Genomic DNA, 15,449 nt, shown 5'->3' with positions numbered 1-15,449 from the left:
AGTTAGAAAATAAGAAGTGAGAAGTCAGAGGTGAGAAACGAGAGCAAGATGTACCCTGCTTTTAGCTTAAAAAGCACAAAAGGCCGGTCAGAAATTGACCGGCCTTTTGCGTCAGCAAGTGTGCATCATTGCGAAGCTGCATTCTGCGAAATCAGCTTAATCTGCACAATCTGCGATTAGCTTTTCCGCTTCGCCTTGATTTTATTGTCGCTGATTTTGGTTTTTTGCTTCACTTCCTTGGTGTCGGCAGCCGAGGTGGCGGGGGCGGCGGGAGCAGCGGCCGGAGCCGGAACTTCGGCGGTAGCCACGTTGGGGTCTTTGGATTCACCGACCAGCGAAATCATGGCGTTGCCGCCCACGGAGTTCGACTCAACAGTCAGCACCTTGTTTTGCATGCCCACCTTGCCGGCGCTGTTAAACTTGGCCGTGATGGTGCCGCTTTTGCCCGGCAATACGGGCTCCCGGGTCCAGTCGGGAGTAGTGCAGCCGCAGCTCACCCCGATGTTGGAAATGACTAGGGGCTGGGTGCCCACGTTCTTGAACTTGAACGTGTGCTCTACCACGTCGCCAGACTTGATGGAGCCGAAGTCGTACTTCATTTCCTCGAACTGAATCTGCGGGCCAGCAGCTTTGGCCTGGGCGGTGGCGGACTTACCGGCGGCGGCCGTCGTCTGGGCCTGGGCGCTAAGGCCAGCGGCCGTCAGGGACAAGGCCAGCAAGAAGATTTTTTTCATGGCTAAAGCAAATAAGCGTTGGCGTGAACAAAAATACAGGTTTCGCACTCCGGACAATTTCCCGGCCAGATTAGTTTGCGCAGGTGTAGAAGAGCAGCGCAAAGAACGTCATTCTGGGCGAAGCACAGGAGGCTTGGAAAAACAGGGACAGCAGAATGTCATGCTAAGGCAGAGAGCATCTATCTTACTGACGTTGCAGTGGTCCTGTCATGCTGCATCTGGCGTCCGCTTGCCGAAGCATCTCTACCTCTGGCTAACTGCTGACGCTTGTTCAACGAAGCGGGAGAGATGCTTCGACAGGCTCAGCAGAACGGTTACCTTGCTTGCATCAGTAGGTAAGATGCTTGACATCCAGCCCTGCCAGGCGGTTTTCTGCCCTAGTCTGTCGGCTCGTCGCCGATGAGGGTTTTATTGAAGTTCAGTAAGAACAGCTTCTCGGAGGAGCGCGTAACGGCGGTGTAGAGCCAGCGGGCAAACTCGGAGTTTACCATGTCTTCTTTTAGAAAGCCGTGGTCGACGAATACAGCCTGCCATTGCCCGCCCTGGGCTTTGTGGCAGGTGAGGGCATAGGCAAACTTCACCTGTAGGGCATTCAGAAACGGGTCTTTGCGCAAGGCGGCCGAGCGTTCCTTTTTGGTTTCGAGGTGGGCGTAGTCCTCGTTCACGGCGTCGTAGAGGGCCTTGTTGCGGTCCTGGGGCAGGGCGGGGCTTTCGGTGTGCAGGGTGTCCAGGAGCAGCTTTACTTCCAGGTCGGGCTCGTCGGGGTAGTCCACCAGACGCACGCGGGCATCGGCGAAGCGGAAGCCAAATTCCTCGGTGCGCCGAATGATTTTGACCACCTGCACAAAGTCGCCATTGGCCAGAAACCCGATTTCGGAGTCGCGGGGCAGCCAGAAGTAGTTGTTGCGCACCACCATCAGGTAGTCGCCCGACTCAATTTCGTCTTCGGCCTCGAACAGGATGCGCCGGATGTACTGGTTGTACTGGTTGGCGTTCTTGTTGGAGCGGCAGATGATGGTGGTGTTTTCGTGGCCGTAGTGCTTGTAGGCCCAGCGCAGACCGTCTTCCAGCTTGTCGCCCTGCATGGCGAAGATGTCGGGGTAGCCGCGGGTGAAAAAGGTAATCCGCGGGTGCTCTTCGCGCAGCTCCTCGCGCAGCACCGTGGCGTTCATCAGAATGCCCGACTCCTCGGCCTGGCGCATCACCTGGCGCAGTTCCACCGAGTCGACCTGGGCGCGGAAGCGCTGGCGCAGCAGCTCCGGGTCGAGGGCCGGGCTGAGCAGCTGGCCCACGGGCGGCAGCTGCGCCGTGTCGCCGATGAGCAGCAGGCGGTTGGAGGTTTTCTCGAACACGTAGCCCATGAGGTCGTCGAGCAGGCCGTTTTCGCCGAAGGCCTTTTCGTCGGAAATCATGGAGGCCTCGTCCACGATGAACAGCGTGTCCTGGGCGCGGTTGGGCTGGCGCTGGAAGGCCAGGCCCTGGGCCGGCGTGCCGCTGGTTTGGCGGTAGATTTTCTTGTGAATGGTGCTGGCGGCCACGCCCGAGTAGGTGCTCATCACCTTGGCCGCCCGGCCGGTGGGCGCCATCAGCGTATACTTGCGGCCCATGCGGTGCAGCCACTGCACCAGGGCGCTGACCACGGTGGTTTTGCCGGTACCAGCGTAGCCGCGCAGCACAAAGGCCTTGCGCCCCGGCAGGTCGTCGCGCAGAAACCCATCGAGCTTTTGGAACAGCAGGCCCTGGTCCTGGGTGGGTTCAAACGGAAAATAGTCCCGAACGGACGGAGTTTTGATTGTCAGCATACAGAGGTAATCGGACAACAAAGCTACGCCCGTTTAAGCTCCGGCCTTTTGGAATGAGTGAATGAGTGGGTGAGTAAATGAGTGAATGTAACAGAACGTCATGCTGAGCTTGCCGAAGCATCTCTGCCGCTTCGGTGGGCCCTCCGTAGCCCAGGGGTTAACCCCTGGGTTATGCAGCGGAAGCCGTGTGCACGATTGGAATTAGCCCTCTGTAGAGATGCTTCGGCTGCGCTCAGCATGACGTTCCGCTACGTTCCGCTACGTTCACTCATTCACTCATTCACTCATTCACTCATTCACTCATTCACTCATCTTATCCCGGCAACGTTACGATAAACTCGGTGCCAGCTCCTTCCTCGGTTTCGACGGTGAGGGTGCCGCCGTGGCCTTTAGTGATGATGTCGTAGCTGAGGGAGAGGCCCAGGCCGGTGCCTTCGCCCAGGGGCTTGGTGGTGAAAAAGGGCTGAAACACCCGTTCGCGTACTTCGGGCGGCATACCGACGCCATTGTCACGCACGCGCACTTCTACGGCACCGGGCAGGGCGCGGGTGCTCAGCTCCACGCGGGGCACGTAGCCGGGCTCGGCGGCGGTTTGCTGGCGCTGGCACACGGCGTAGAAGGCGTTGCCCAGCAGGTTGAGCAGCACCCGGCCCAGGTCGGGGGCTACGGCGGGCACCCAGGGCAGGTTTGGGGCCAGGTCGGTGCGTACCTCCACGCCCAGGCAGGCGCCGGGCTGCAGCTCCCAGCTCTGCCGGGCCAGGTGCACGTGCTCGGCGGCCAGGGCATTCAGGTCGGTGGGCAGGCGCTGGCCGGCGCCGGCGCGAGAGTGCTCCAGCATGTTGCGAATGATGGCCGAGGCCCGAATACCGTGCTGGCTAATTTCCTGAAGGTTCTGGCGCAGTCCCTGCAAGATTTCCTGTCCCAGTCCGGGCGCTTGCGCTTCTCCTGAGCTAGGGTGCATCCCGTCCACCATCGTGGTGCTGACCTCGGCAAACTTCTTCATGAAGTTGAGCGGGTTTTGCAGCTCGTGCGCAATACCCGCCGACACTTCACCCACAAACGCCCATTTCTCCGACTGCACCAGCTGGTTCTGGGTTTGGCGGAGCTGGGCGAGGGTGCGGCGGTTGATTTGGAGCTGGTAGAAGATAAGCCCGCCCAACCCCGATACTAGCACAATAGCCGCCAAAGCCAGGCCCAGCAGCTGGTTGCGCTGGCGCAGGCGCAGGGCCTGCACCTCCTGGGCCTGGTGCAGGCGGGCAATCTGGTTGTTCTGGGCCTGCTCTACCCGCTCACTTTCGTACTGGGCCAGCAGGTTGCTGCCCTGGCTGGCGGCCAGCGTGTCGGCCAGGTCGAGGTAGATGCGGGCGTAGCGGCGGGCCTGCTCAGCCTGGCCCTGGGCGTCGTAGAAGCGAATCAGCTCCTTCAGGTACTTGGGCCGCACCATCTGCAGGCGGGCTGCGGTGGCCGCGTTGTAGGCCCGGCACCAGTGCGCTTCGGCCTGGGCGTAGCGGTGGCGGCTGGCGTGGTAGCGGGCCCAGGCCATATCCAGGGCAAACTCGCCGGGGCGGGCCGTAATGGACAGGTGCAGGGAATCGGCCAGCTGCTGGGCCCGCGTGAGCAGGGGGCGCACTTGCTCAGCCTGGCCGGCTTGCAGCAGAATCAGGCTTTTCAGCACCAGGGCGTAGGCCGTAAACTGAGCCCGGTCGAGGGAGTCGTGGCGGGCGGTTTGCAGGGCCTGCTCGGCGTAGCGCAGGGCCGCCGGAACGTTGTGCTGCTGCAAGTACACCTTGGCCACCGCCTGAAACGTGAAGAAGCGCTGCAAGCCGTGAATCCGAAACTGGTCGTTCAGCTTCAGGGCCTGCTCCAGGTAGTGCAGGGCCTTGCGGGCGTTGCCCCACTCGGCGTAGGTGGTGCCGGCCACCATCAACTCGCTGGTGTAGAGGCGCGGATGAAACGGCCGAAACAGGTCGGCGGCCCGCAGGTAGCAGCTGATGGCCCGGTCGTAGTGGCCGCGGTGCCGGTAGGAGCCGCCCAGCACCAGGTAGCAGGCTGCCGCGTTTTCAGTAGCCCCGCGCAGGCGGTACTGCGTCAGCTGGCGCTGAAAGTAAGCCAGCCGCTCGTCGGTCTGGCGAAGCTGGTTGTAGAGGGGCGCCAGGTCGACGAGCAGCTGGGGCACCGGGCGGCCGGCCTGGTCGAACAGGCGGACGGCCTCGTGCAGGGTCTGCATGGCGGCGGGCAGGCTGGTGCCACCCTGCACCCACAAGGCTACACCCTGGCGCAGCGCCTGGTAACCTGCCGCATCCAGCGTAGGAGTGCGCTGGTTGAGGCGCAGCAACTCGTCAAGCAGCGGCAGAACCTGGTGCCGGCCGCGGACCTCGGTTAGCTCCACCAGGTCCAGCAGGTGCACGAGCGTCCGCAGGCGCGCCGTATCAGCTGACTGCTGGTGCAGCACCCGCTGTAGCGAGTCCACGTTGGCGCTCCAGTACCGATGCTGGCCTAGCAGCGGCCCACCAGTCAAGAGCAGCAGCAGGGTCAGGATCCATTTCATAGGCAAGCAAAGCCAGCAACTGCGTGCTGCTTCGCCTGCCAAGATGCCACTTAAATCCTAAAAAGCAGCCTTGGTCAAACCGAAAAGATGCCAACACCTAAGCCCGCTAGCCCTGGGCTGCATCGGCCGGTGCCGAGGGTTCCACTACCGCCATGGTGGCGGTGGCTTTGGCAATCAGCAGGGCGTCGCACCACACCTCGGCCTCGCAAAAGTGCAAGCGCCGGCCGGCTTTTAGCACCCACCCCACGGCCCGCAGCTGCTGCCCCACGCCGGGGTGCAGGTAGCTGATTTTCAGCTCCACCGTCACCACCCCCGTGCCCTCGGGCACCAGCGTTACGGCGGCAAAGCCGGCTACCAGGTCGGCCAGGGTGGCTACCAGGCCGCCGTGGGCAAAGCCGGCGTGCTGCTGGTGCTGCTGCCGCAAGGGCAGCTCGGCCTCCACCCGGCCCGGCTCGATGCGGGTGAGGTCGGCGCCGATGTGGTGCATGAAGTGCTGGCGGGCCAGCTTGCGGCGGATGCGGGCCGGCAGGGAATCGTCGTCGGCAGCGGCGGGAATAGCGGGGGGTGGTGTGGTCATGCGGCGGCAAAGGTATTGGCCTGGGCCCCGCCCCACCAAACCGCGCAGTTGTGTATATTTTGGAAATAATTTCACCCCGGCTGCCAGTACCCCTGCAAGCGACCGGGCAGAAAAATACCTCACGTTGAGCATTATGGAACACATAAACTACCTCCTGGCCGGGGCGCTAGGCCTGGCCCTGGCCGCGTGCAGCGGCTTTCGGGTGTTTGTGCCCCTGCTGGCGGCCAGCCTTGCCTACCGCACTGGCTACCTCACGCCGTCGGCGGGCTTCGAGTGGCTGGGCAGCTGGCCGGCCGTAGCCGCCCTGGGCACGGCCACGGTGGCCGAAATCCTGGGCTACTACGTGCCGGTGGTCGACAACCTGCTGGACACCATTACGGGTCCGGCCTCCTTTATTGCCGGCACCCTGCTCATGACCTCGGCCCTGCCCGACCTGCCGCCCATGGTACGCTGGGGGCTGGGCGTGCTGGTGGGCGGCGGCACGGCCGGCATCATCCAAACCGGCACCTCCCTGCTGCGGGCCGGCTCCACGGCCACCACGGGCGGCCTGGGCAACCCCGTGCTGGCTACGGCCGAAAACCTGCTGGCCATTGTGGGCACGGTGCTGGGGCTGCTGGTGCCCTTGCTCGTGGCCGCACTGGCGGTGGGTGCCGTGGGGTGGGTGCTGGTGCACCTGCGCCGCTGGCGGCAGCGCCGGGCCGCCCGCCGGACTGCTGCCGTCTGGCCGGCTCCCGAAGGATCCGCGTAGTGGCAGCAGTTCGGCTGTAGCAAACCCAAGCTGCGCACCAGAACCAGCTCTGGCTCCGTACTCCGCAACTGCGCTGGCTGGTTGGTGTGGCTGCTCAGCTTCTTTTGCCGTAGGCATACTGCAGGCGGCACCTTTCGGCCTCCTGTTCTTTAATCTGCATGACTGATAGCACATCTTCCATCGACTCACTGCTGGGCACCTACGCCGGCGTGGCGCGGGTGCGCGTGTGCGGCCTGCTGGTGCACGAGGGCGCCCTGCTGCTGACCTCCCACCGGGGCCTGCTGCCCGGCCGCCAGCCGTTTTGGTCGCCGCCGGGTGGGGGCTGGCAGTTCGGCGAAACCCTGCGCCACTGCCTCGAGCGGGAGTTTCGGGAAGAAACTGGTCTGGAAATAGCGGTGGGGCGCTTTCTGCATCTGCACGAGTTTAAGCGGGCCGAGCTGCAAGCCCTGGAGCTGTTCTTTGAAGTGACGCCGCGCCACTCCAGCGCCGTGCCCCGCCTGGGCTCCGACCCCGAGCACGGCCCCGACCAGCAGCTACTCAGCGAGGTGGCCTTCTGCACGCCGCGCCAGCTCCATGCGCTGCCCCCGGCCCAGGTGCACCCCGTCCTGCGCGACATCATCAGCACCGACGACGTATTTATTCCACAAATCCGGTTTCAGTAGCCTTATTGGCTAGCAGGCAGCACTAAGGTCGGCTTTCGTACCTTTAGCGGCTCAACTCGTTTCTGCTGCTTTCCGCTCGTGTCCGTTTCCGCTTTACCCGCTGAGCCTATGTCTGCCGCCACCGCTCTCGTGCCCCCGGTTGCCTTGCACCGCCTGCGCGACGAGACGCTGGACCCCGGCCAGCTGGCCTCCTACAACCTGTACCTGACGGCCGGGCCCGCCGGCCTGCGCCTGGGCGTGGCCGACGTGCGCCGCAACAAGTTTGTGGTGCTGGAAGATTACGCGCCCACCACGGCCAGCTCCCTGGCCGGGCAGCTGCAGGCCCTGGCCAGCCAGCACGACCTGGTGGGCCAGACCGGCTGGAACCACGTGCGGCTGGCCGTGCAGAACCGCTTTTTCACCCAGCTGCCGGCCCCGCTGTTTCGGCCCGGCGACGAGGAACCCTACCTGCGCCTGCACCACGCCCCCGACTTGCAGCACGAAACCGTGCAGCACTACCAGCACGCCAGCCTGGACCTGGTGAGCGTGTTTGCGGCCGAGAAAAACCTGGCCGATTGGTTTCGGCGCATCTATCCGCAGGGCCGGCTGCTGCACCAAACCAGCGCCCTGCTCGAAGGCGTAGTCCACCAGAGTGAGCAAGGCGGCGCGCGGCGCATCTACCTCAGCATCGGCCACCTGGAGCTAACCATCCTGGCCGTGCGCGACAAGCGCCCGGAGTTCTGCAACGTCTTTCCCTTCAGCACTCCCGAAGACCTTATCTACTACACCATCCTGGTGATGCAGGAGCTGCAGCTCAACCCCGACCAGGACTCCGTGGTAGTGTGGGGCGACCTGATGCACGACTCGGAGCTGTTTACCATCCTGCGCAAGTACATCCGCCATATCCGCTTCGGCAACCGCCCCTTCGACCTGGGCTACAGCTACCGCCTCAACGACGTGTTCGAGTACCGCTTCTTCGAGCTGTACGCCCTGCATTTGTGCGAGTGAAGCACTGGTACGTCATGCGGAGCGGAGCCGGAGGCGAAGTCGAACCGAAGGAAGGCGAAGCCAAGCATCTCTCCCACTTCGTTGAACAAGCGTCAGGAGTTAGCCAGAAGGAGAGATGCTTGGCTTCGCCTTCCTTCGGTTCGACTTCGCGGACGCCAGATAAAGCATGACGGGCTACTGGTACAGTTCTAAGCCCCTAAGTCCCCAAGACCCCAAGCCCCTACCATGCGCATCGCCCTGTTTCCCGGCTCTTTCGACCCGTTTACTAATGGTCATCTGGACGTGGTGCGCCGCGGGGTGGAGTTGTTTGACCAGGTGATTGTAGCCATCGGCAACAACAGCAGCAAGCAGCGCTACCTGCCGGTGGAGCAGATGCAGGAGCTGATAGCCGAGGTATTTCGGGAGGAGCCTCGCGTGCTGGTGCGCACCTACAAGGGCCTCACTGCCGATTTCGCCCGCCACACCGGGGCCCGGTTTCTGCTGCGGGGCCTGCGCAACACCACCGACTTCGAGTACGAAAACACCATTGCCCAGGCCAACCGCCACCTCAACCCGGACCTGGAAACCGTCTTTCTAATTACCTCCCCCACCCTGGCCGCCATCAGCAGCACCATCATCCGCGAAATTCACCGCTTCGGCGGCAACGTGGACGATTTCGTGCCGTTCGCCCTGCCGCCCCGCCCAGAGCAGTGACGAGAGCAGTTTTGCGGAACACAGTATAGCCTATCGGCTAATCCACAGGCAGCCCCACCCCCGGCCCACCTCGCGGGGGAAGATTCGGGGGTGAGGCTTACGTATCGGAGCGCAGCTCTTACTTTTTGGGCACCACGCGTAGGCCCATGAGCTGCCGGTCGTTTTTGGGATTAGCAACGGGCAACACCTGATACTCAGGAGCATCGAGGTCGAGGTTGCCCAGGTACAGTAGTTTGTCCTCGTCTTCGCCCATCAGCACCAGGTCGCGCACTTTGCGGCTGCGGGCGTCGAAGGTGACGATAATGGTAGTGCCGCTCTTTTCAAACGTGTTTACCCAAGCTTCGCCTTTGGTGGCTTTCAGCTGCTCGGGGGTGGGTTCAAGGCCCACTTTCTGGGCTTTGGCTTCGCGGGGCGCCCCCAGGCTGCGCCGTACTTGGTCAATGGTGCTGCCGAGTAACGCGGGTGCGTTGAGGGTGCCAAGGGGCATGATAGTTTCGGCGCGACTAACGGCCGGGGAGCCGATTTCGGAGGCGGTTTGAGAGCCGGTGCAGGCCGTGGCTGCCGCCAGCGCCGCTAAACAGGCAAAGCGTAGAAAATGCATCAAGAAACTGTACTAACTGGTACTCGCGCGTGGGTTACTGGGCCGACTCTTTGTCGGCGGGGGTGGCGCCGGCGGTTTCGCTGAGGTAGTGACGCACCACCAGCGCAATGCTGGCGTATGACTCGTGGAGCACGCCCAGGGCCTCCTGGGGCGTCATCCAGCGCACTTCTTCGATGTATTCCTCGGCCTGGGGCTTCATCAGCGTGTCGTCGAGGCAGCGCATGACGTACCAGTTGGTTTTCTTCAGGATCTTGTTGCCGTTGTAGGCGTAGGAGTGCCAGGTGCTGGGTAGCTGCTCGCCCAGCTCAATCTTGATGTTGCACTCCTCCTCCACTTCGCGCAGGGCGCCCAGGGCCGGGTCCTCGTCCTTTTTCAGCTTGCCCTTGGGCAGATCCCACTTGCCGAGGCGGTAAATCATCAGCACCAGCCCTTCCTTTACCACTAGGCCACCGGCGGCTTTTACAATCTTGAACTGGTCTTTGAGGTGCAGAATCAGCCGCTTTTTCTTGCGGGCCAGCAGCGTCAGCGACTTCAGCTTCTTGAGTTTCTTTACTTCCATCAACCGCAGCAGCCGGTCGATAAACACATCCGTGACGTCGCGCACCAGCACGTCGCCCACCAGGTCTTTGGAAGTAAATTCGTCCTCCGGCCCCAAAATCAGGTCGTAGCGGTGCTTGTAGATTTTCTCGCTGTTCTTTTTGATAATCAGCGGGATGTCATTGATGAAGACGTTCATCGCGGGGTATTCTGCGGGAGGAGCACAAACATCTAGGGGCAAGGCTGCAAAGCACAGCATATTTCGCGGGAAACGAAAGTATACCCGTAGTCGGGCAAGATACGGGATGTCAGCCGTTGTGTTGTATTTAGGGTCTTGGGGGCTTAGGGGCTTGGGGTCTTAGATGCTATACCGCGTAGGCGGTATACCACGTAATCAGAATGACAGTGAAGCTGTTTAGGAAGTCGTCTAAAACATACCGGAACGTCATGCTGAGCCCCGCGAAGCATCTCTATTGAGGGTAACTCTCATCACGTGCAGACGAAGCGGTAGAGATGCTTCGACAAGCGGACGCCAGATGAAGCATGACGGTCTGGCGACTTCCAAACAGCTTCAATAGAACGTCCTCCAAGATCCTAAGCCCCCAAGTCCCTGAGACCCTATGAAAAAAATTGGCCTGCTTTCTGACACCCACAGCTACCTCGACGACCGAATCCTGCACCATTTGCGCGGTTGCGACGAAATCTGGCACGCCGGCGACTTCGGTACGGCGGCCGTGGTGGAGCAACTGGCGGCGGTGGCGCCGCTGCGTGGGGTGTACGGCAACATCGACGGCCGCGACGTGCGCCTGACACAGCCTCTGGTGCAGGCGTTTTCGGTAGAGGGCTTGGCCGTGCTCATCACTCACATCGGCGGCTACCCCGGCCACTACAGCCCCGCGGCCCGGCCCCTGCTGCACGAGCACCGGCCGGGCTTGTTCATCAGCGGGCACTCCCACATTCTCAAAGTCATGCCCGACCCGCGCCTGGGCCTGCTCCACCTCAACCCCGGCGCCGCTGGCCGCCACGGTTTCCACAAAGTGCGCACTCTGCTTCGGTTCGAGGTAGCCGATGGCAAAGTGCAGCAGCTGCAAGCCGTGGAGCTAGGACCGAAGTAGAGCGGCAAGCTGTAAGCCGCAAGCTACAAGCTCTGTGCTGGCACCTGAACATCAGCTTGTAGCTTGCGGCTTACAGCTTGTAGCTCAAGCAAAAGCGCCTTTCCTGCTATAGGAAAGGCGCTTTTGTGATTTCTGACTGAAAACCCACCGACACCGGGGGTAGGTGCGTCAGACGGGAAGGCTGCGGCTTAGGCAGCGGCTTCGGTCTGGGCGGGCTTGTTGGCGAAGCGGGATTTCAGCTCTTCGATGTCCACGTTCTTCAGAACGGGGGTTAGCAGCAGTTGCTTGATAACGCGCTGCTTGTTGTTGGCGCGGGCAATGTTCTTGCGGTGCTTCCGCTTCAGACGGGTAACGCTCATTTTTTCCGGGTCGGTTTACGTCGTTCAGGTAATGAGGCGCAAAAGTAAGGGTTAAATTTGAAACGGGAAACCTTTCCCGCTTTTCCTATTCCTTTCGCATGACCCACCCCGCCCCGATAGACCTGCGCTCCGACACCGTGACGCGCCCCACCCCCGCCATGCTCGAGGCCATGTTCCGCGCCCCCGTCGGCGACGACGTGTACGAGGAGGACCCCACCGTGCGGGCCCTGGAGCAGGAAGCTGCCGCCCGGTTTGGCCTGGAAGCCGGCCTGTTCTGCCCCTCGGGCACCATGACCAACCAAATTGCCATCAAGGCCCACACCGAGCCCCTGTCGGAGGTTATCTGCGAGCAGAACTCCCACATCTACCTCTGGGAAGCGGGCGGCGTGGCCTTTCACTCCAGCGCCTCGGTGGCCCTGCTGCCCGGTGAGCGGGGCCGCCTCACGGCCGCGCAGGTGGAGGCCGCCATCCGCCCCGACAACCTGCACTACCCCATTACGCGGCTGATTTCGCTGGAAAACACCCACAACCGCGGCGGCGGCTCCTGCTACGACCTGCCCACCCTGGAAGCCATCCATGAGGTGGCCCGCCGCCACGGCATTGCCCTCCACCTCGACGGGGCCCGCATCTTCAACGCCCTGGCCGCCACCGGCCAGCCGACCGCCGAGTACGGCCGCCTGTTCGATACCATTTCGGTGTGCCTGAGCAAGGGGCTGGGGGCGCCGGTGGGCTCGGTGCTGCTGGGCAGCCGGGCGCTGGTGCAGAAGTGCAAGCGCATCCGCAAGGTGATGGGCGGGGGGATGCGGCAGGCCGGCTACCTGGCCGCCGCCGGCCTCTACGCCCTGGATCACCACGTGGAGCGCCTGACCGACGACCACCGCCGCGCCCGGCAGCTGGGCGACGCGCTGGCGGCCCTGCCCTCCGTGGCCGAGGTGCTGGCCCCGGAAACAAACCTAGTCATCTTCCGGCTACGCGACGAGGTTCCGGCCGAGCAGTTTCTGGCCCGGCTGGAGCAGCACGGCATCCGGGCCGCCGCCTTCGGGCCGCAAACCGTCCGCTTCGTCACCCACCTCGACGTAGACGACGCCATGGTGAACCGCGTGATAACCACGCTGCAAGAACTGGCGTTGTAACGTTTCTACTGGTCATCTAAAGCTGGCGAAGGCCCTCCCCCGCCCGAACGACGGAACGGCAGAACGGTTCGTTCGAGCGGGGGAGGGCCTTCGCCAGCTTTAGATGATACCTGGTTTATTACCTCTTCACTCCATCACCTTCTCACTTTTTCACCTCCTCACCTCTCCCGCTTGGAACTCTACAACGCATTTGCGCTGCTGCTGCTGGTGGCGGCGGGCTTTGGCTACCTCAACCACCGCTTTCTGCACCTGCCCAGCGCTATTGGGCTGATGGTGCTGGCGCTGGTGTTGTCGCTGGGGCTGGTGGCGTTGGGGCGAATGGGCGTGACGCCGGTGCTGGCCGTGGTGGCGCTGGTGGCCCGGCTCGACTTCGACACCCTGCTGATGCAAGTGCTGCTGAGTTTCCTGCTGTTTGCCGGCGCCATCCATGTCGATACGCGCCGCCTGGAGCGGCTGCGCTGGCCAGTAGGCGTGCTGGCCACGGCCGGCACTTTGCTGTCGACGGTAGTGGTGGCGACGGCCATGTACGTGGGACTCCCGCTGCTGGGCCTGCCCACCGACTTTATCCACTGCCTGCTGTTCGGCGCCCTTATCTCGCCCACCGACCCCATTGCCGTGCTGGGCATCCTGACTAAAGCCAACATTCCCAAGGAGATGGAAACCAAGATTGTGGGCGAGTCGCTGTTTAATGATGGCGTGGGCGTGGTGGTGTTCGTGAGCGTATTTGAAGTGGCCGCGCTGGGCTACGACGCCGTGCAGCCCTTACAAATAGTCTGGCTGTTTGTGCGCGAGGCGGTAGGCGGCTTGGTGCTGGGTGCGGCTTTGGGCTACGGCACCGCTTGGCTTTTGCGCACTATCGACCATTACCAGACCGAGGTGCTGCTGACCCTGGCTCTGGTAGCGGGCGGCACGGCGCTGGCGGCGTGGCTGCACACGTCGGGGCCGCTGGCCATGGTGATGGCCGGGCTGCTGGTGGGCCACTACAGCCGCGCCGGCAACGTGTCGGACCGCACCCGCGAGTACCTCGACAAGTTTTGGGAGCTGCTGGACGAAGTGCTGAATGCGGTGCTGTTCGTGCTCATTGGGCTGGAAATGCTGGTGCTGCACATCACCCGCCACTTTGTGCTGGCCGGCGTGCTGGCCGTGGCGGTGGTGCTGGTGGCGCGGCTCGTGTCGGTGTCGATTCCGCTGGGGCTGCTGCGGCTCGGCACCCGCACCTTTGCCCCGCACAGCACCACCGTGCTCACCTGGGGCGGGCTGCGGGGCGGCATTTCCGTGGCCCTGGCGTTGTCCTTGCCCGCTACCATGCCCCGCGACTTGCTCGTGGGCATTACGTACGTAGTGGTGGTGTTCAGCATCATCGGGCAGGGACTCACCATCGGCCCGCTGGTCAGGCGCCTGGGGCTGAGCACTGACCCTGAGGCCTCTCCTCCTCCGCAGTAACGCTCCGGTTTGTATGCTCCACTTCCTTCCCTACGACCCAGCCCGCCACGAAACAGCCGTGCGCGGGCTGTTCCGCTCCAACGTGCCGCGCTACTTCGTGACGGCGGAAGAGCCAGACCTGCTGGACTACCTGGCCAGCGGCCACCCGTATTTTGTGGCGGTAACTGAAGGGGAAGCGGTGGCGGCTGGCGGCTACGCCCTCAACGGCTCCCACGTGGCTCTTACCTGGGGCATGGTGCACGCCGGCCGGCACGGGCAGGGCATCGGGCGGGCCTTCACCGAGTTTCGCCTCCTGGAAGCCGCCCGGCAGTACCCCCACCTGCCCATCGACATTGGAACCTCCCAGCTTACGGCGGCTTTCTACGAGAAGCTGGGCTTCCGCCTGCTCGAACCGCCCCAGCCCAACTACTGGGCGCCGGGCCTCGACCGGTGCCGGATACGCTACGACGCCCACCTCACGTCCTCTGATTCATGACTGTATTTGCCATCGGCGACGTGCACGGCTGCTACCACACTTTGCGGGAGTTGGTGCAGCACTGGCACCCTGCAGACGAGCTGCTGGTGCAAACCGGCGACCTGGTAGACCGGGGCCGCTACGCCCCGGAGTGCGTGGAACTGGCCCGGAACCTGGAGGCCCGCCACCCTGGCCGCACGGTGTTTCTGCTCGGTAACCACGAGCACGAGATGTTGCAGCACTTAGGGCCGCAGGGCCCCAACCCCGACTGGCTGCGCTGGGGTGGCCGGGCCACGCTGCGCCAGTACCAGGGCCGCCCCGAGCTGCTGGAGCAGCACCTCGCCTGGCTGAAGCAACGACCCTTATTCTGGCAAAATAACCACCTGCTGCTCAGCCACGCCGGCTTCGCTAATACCCTCGACCCGCTCGACCCCGACAACCCCGACGGCGTACTCTGGCGGCGCGGCCCCCTGCTCAACGTAGGCAAGCGCCAGGTCATCGGCCACACCCCCACCGACGGCCAGCCCACCCTCGACCCCATTGCCAACGTGGTGTGCATCGACACCGGCGCCTACCTGGGCCAGGCCCTGACCGGCATCCGCTTCTCCCTCACCGGCGATGTTCTAGCCGAGTTCATCGTCCCCACGCACCGGGCTGATATTGAGTAGAGGGTGTAAGCCTGGCGGCAGACTTAGCCACCACAGGTGGCGCGTCTGCCCGCCGGGGCATGGGGCAAGTCTCCCGACTTGCGGCCGCGCAGCGGTCAGGTGGCACCGCGCCGTATGGCTAGATGGTGAGCCCAGAAGATGTAACGCGAAGTTGTACTTCGCGACACGGCAGCACAATGCTGGACCGCTCTGCACGTCCCAGGGCTGAAGCCCTGGGCTACGTAGCGGGACATTTTTCCGCTGATTAGCCCAGGGCTTCAGCCCTGAGGGCCAGAACGACACCCATGCAACGAGGCCCGCGACAACGCTATATTCAGGCAGGCGGCCCTGACGCCCGATGGCCGCCTGCGGCGGCCGCAAGTCGGGAGACTTGCCCCATTTCCCGGCG

The 15,449-nt window shown here is 63.3% G+C and carries 16 protein-coding genes; 9 read left to right on the top strand and 7 right to left on the bottom strand.

What is annotated here, in order from left to right; genetic code table 11:
• Positions 1–176 precede the first annotated feature (176 nt).
• The 4 genes from OIS53_RS01805 to OIS53_RS01790 all read right to left on the bottom strand — a co-directional run bounded on the left by OIS53_RS01805 (position 177) and on the right by OIS53_RS01790 (position 5,661).
• Positions 177–734 (bottom strand): DUF1573 domain-containing protein, encoded by a 558-nt coding sequence (locus tag OIS53_RS01805; RefSeq protein ID WP_264680680.1) that lies wholly within the window; start codon positions 732–734, stop codon positions 177–179.
• Between the two features lie 377 nt (positions 735–1,111).
• Positions 1,112–2,536: an ATP-dependent DNA helicase gene (locus OIS53_RS01800; RefSeq protein ID WP_264680679.1), complete on the bottom strand. Its 1,425-nt coding sequence runs from the start codon at positions 2,534–2,536 to the stop codon at positions 1,112–1,114.
• Positions 2,537–2,849: 313 nt separating this feature from the next.
• Positions 2,850–5,084: an ATP-binding protein gene (locus tag OIS53_RS01795; protein ID WP_264680678.1), complete on the bottom strand. Its 2,235-nt coding sequence runs from the start codon at positions 5,082–5,084 to the stop codon at positions 2,850–2,852.
• Between the two features lie 106 nt (positions 5,085–5,190).
• On the bottom strand, positions 5,191–5,661 hold the full coding sequence (locus tag OIS53_RS01790; protein WP_264680677.1) for a PaaI family thioesterase: 471 nt from the start codon (positions 5,659–5,661) through the stop codon (positions 5,191–5,193).
• Positions 5,662–5,794: 133 nt separating this feature from the next.
• Here OIS53_RS01790 and OIS53_RS01785 point away from each other — a divergent pair, with 133 nt between their 5' ends.
• From OIS53_RS01785 to coaD, 4 genes are all read left to right on the top strand, one after another.
• Entirely contained in the window at positions 5,795–6,409 is a 615-nt protein-coding gene (locus OIS53_RS01785; protein ID WP_264680676.1) for a DUF4126 domain-containing protein, read from the top strand.
• Positions 6,410–6,567: 158 nt separating this feature from the next.
• On the top strand, positions 6,568–7,071 hold the full coding sequence (locus tag OIS53_RS01780) for an NUDIX domain-containing protein (protein ID WP_264680675.1): 504 nt from the start codon (positions 6,568–6,570) through the stop codon (positions 7,069–7,071).
• A gap of 108 nt (positions 7,072–7,179) precedes the next feature.
• Positions 7,180–8,058 carry a DUF3822 family protein gene (locus OIS53_RS01775; protein WP_264680674.1) on the top strand — a complete coding sequence of 293 codons (879 nt, stop codon included), beginning with the start codon at positions 7,180–7,182 and terminating at the stop codon, positions 8,056–8,058.
• A 225-nt stretch (positions 8,059–8,283) separates the two neighbouring features.
• Complete coding sequence (gene coaD / locus OIS53_RS01770; protein ID WP_264680673.1) at positions 8,284–8,751, top strand: pantetheine-phosphate adenylyltransferase; 468 nt, start codon at positions 8,284–8,286, stop codon at positions 8,749–8,751.
• 118 nt (positions 8,752–8,869) lie between these two features.
• Here the strand turns inward: coaD and OIS53_RS01765 are convergent, their stop codons facing one another.
• A complete protein-coding gene (locus OIS53_RS01765; RefSeq protein ID WP_264680672.1) occupies positions 8,870–9,352 on the bottom strand; it encodes a hypothetical protein in 483 nt (160 codons plus the stop codon).
• 34 nt (positions 9,353–9,386) lie between these two features.
• Positions 9,387–10,088, bottom strand: coding sequence for an NUDIX hydrolase (locus OIS53_RS01760; protein WP_264680671.1), 702 nt, complete (start codon positions 10,086–10,088; stop codon positions 9,387–9,389).
• Positions 10,089–10,509: 421 nt separating this feature from the next.
• On the opposite strand from OIS53_RS01760, the gene OIS53_RS01755 reads away from it, so the two are divergent.
• Entirely contained in the window at positions 10,510–11,004 is a 495-nt protein-coding gene (locus OIS53_RS01755; protein WP_264680670.1) for a metallophosphoesterase family protein, read from the top strand.
• Positions 11,005–11,192: 188 nt separating this feature from the next.
• Here OIS53_RS01755 and OIS53_RS01750 read toward each other — a convergent pair whose 3' ends face one another.
• Complete coding sequence (locus OIS53_RS01750) at positions 11,193–11,363, bottom strand: hypothetical protein (protein ID WP_264680669.1); 171 nt, start codon at positions 11,361–11,363, stop codon at positions 11,193–11,195.
• Positions 11,364–11,461: 98 nt separating this feature from the next.
• Between OIS53_RS01750 and ltaE the strand changes: the two genes are divergently transcribed.
• The 4 genes from ltaE (at position 11,462) to OIS53_RS01730 (ending at position 15,061) form a co-directional block, all read left to right on the top strand.
• Positions 11,462–12,496 (top strand): low-specificity L-threonine aldolase, encoded by a 1,035-nt coding sequence (ltaE, locus tag OIS53_RS01745; protein ID WP_264680668.1) that lies wholly within the window; start codon positions 11,462–11,464, stop codon positions 12,494–12,496.
• A gap of 171 nt (positions 12,497–12,667) precedes the next feature.
• Complete coding sequence (locus OIS53_RS01740) at positions 12,668–13,939, top strand: cation:proton antiporter (protein ID WP_264680667.1); 1,272 nt, start codon at positions 12,668–12,670, stop codon at positions 13,937–13,939.
• Positions 13,940–13,952: 13 nt separating this feature from the next.
• Positions 13,953–14,414 (top strand): GNAT family N-acetyltransferase, encoded by a 462-nt coding sequence (locus OIS53_RS01735; protein ID WP_264680666.1) that lies wholly within the window; start codon positions 13,953–13,955, stop codon positions 14,412–14,414.
• Positions 14,411–15,061 (top strand): metallophosphoesterase, encoded by a 651-nt coding sequence (locus OIS53_RS01730; protein WP_264680665.1) that lies wholly within the window; start codon positions 14,411–14,413, stop codon positions 15,059–15,061. The genes OIS53_RS01735 and OIS53_RS01730 overlap by 4 nt, the downstream gene beginning before the upstream one ends.
• The last annotated feature ends 388 nt before the right edge of the window (positions 15,062–15,449 follow it).

Source organism: Hymenobacter sp. YIM 151500-1, assembly GCF_025979885.1.
In the GTDB taxonomy this organism is placed as follows: domain Bacteria; phylum Bacteroidota; class Bacteroidia; order Cytophagales; family Hymenobacteraceae; genus Hymenobacter.
Note: the sequence above shows the minus strand (reverse complement) of the source record. Positions and strands in the feature narration are given on the sequence as shown.

Excerpts from the sequence above, each read along its gene's own strand:
- OIS53_RS01760 (WP_264680671.1), bottom strand. The coding sequence starts at position 10,088 with ATGAACGTCTTCATCAATGACATCCCGCTGATTATCAAAAAGAACAGC.
- OIS53_RS01795 (WP_264680678.1), bottom strand. The coding sequence starts at position 5,084 with ATGAAATGGATCCTGACCCTGCTGCTGCTCTTGACTGGTGGGCCGCTG.
- OIS53_RS01730 (WP_264680665.1), top strand. The coding sequence starts at position 14,411 with ATGACTGTATTTGCCATCGGCGACGTGCACGGCTGCTACCACACTTTG.
- OIS53_RS01775 (WP_264680674.1), top strand. The coding sequence starts at position 7,180 with ATGTCTGCCGCCACCGCTCTCGTGCCCCCGGTTGCCTTGCACCGCCTG.
- OIS53_RS01750 (WP_264680669.1), bottom strand. The coding sequence starts at position 11,363 with ATGAGCGTTACCCGTCTGAAGCGGAAGCACCGCAAGAACATTGCCCGC.
- OIS53_RS01800 (WP_264680679.1), bottom strand. The coding sequence starts at position 2,536 with ATGCTGACAATCAAAACTCCGTCCGTTCGGGACTATTTTCCGTTTGAA.
- OIS53_RS01755 (WP_264680670.1), top strand. The coding sequence starts at position 10,510 with ATGAAAAAAATTGGCCTGCTTTCTGACACCCACAGCTACCTCGACGAC.
- ltaE (WP_264680668.1), top strand. The coding sequence starts at position 11,462 with ATGACCCACCCCGCCCCGATAGACCTGCGCTCCGACACCGTGACGCGC.
- coaD (WP_264680673.1), top strand. The coding sequence starts at position 8,284 with ATGCGCATCGCCCTGTTTCCCGGCTCTTTCGACCCGTTTACTAATGGT.
- OIS53_RS01735 (WP_264680666.1), top strand. The coding sequence starts at position 13,953 with ATGCTCCACTTCCTTCCCTACGACCCAGCCCGCCACGAAACAGCCGTG.
- OIS53_RS01765 (WP_264680672.1), bottom strand. The coding sequence starts at position 9,352 with ATGCATTTTCTACGCTTTGCCTGTTTAGCGGCGCTGGCGGCAGCCACG.
- OIS53_RS01785 (WP_264680676.1), top strand. The coding sequence starts at position 5,795 with ATGGAACACATAAACTACCTCCTGGCCGGGGCGCTAGGCCTGGCCCTG.
- OIS53_RS01790 (WP_264680677.1), bottom strand. The coding sequence starts at position 5,661 with ATGACCACACCACCCCCCGCTATTCCCGCCGCTGCCGACGACGATTCC.
- OIS53_RS01805 (WP_264680680.1), bottom strand. The coding sequence starts at position 734 with ATGAAAAAAATCTTCTTGCTGGCCTTGTCCCTGACGGCCGCTGGCCTT.
- OIS53_RS01780 (WP_264680675.1), top strand. The coding sequence starts at position 6,568 with ATGACTGATAGCACATCTTCCATCGACTCACTGCTGGGCACCTACGCC.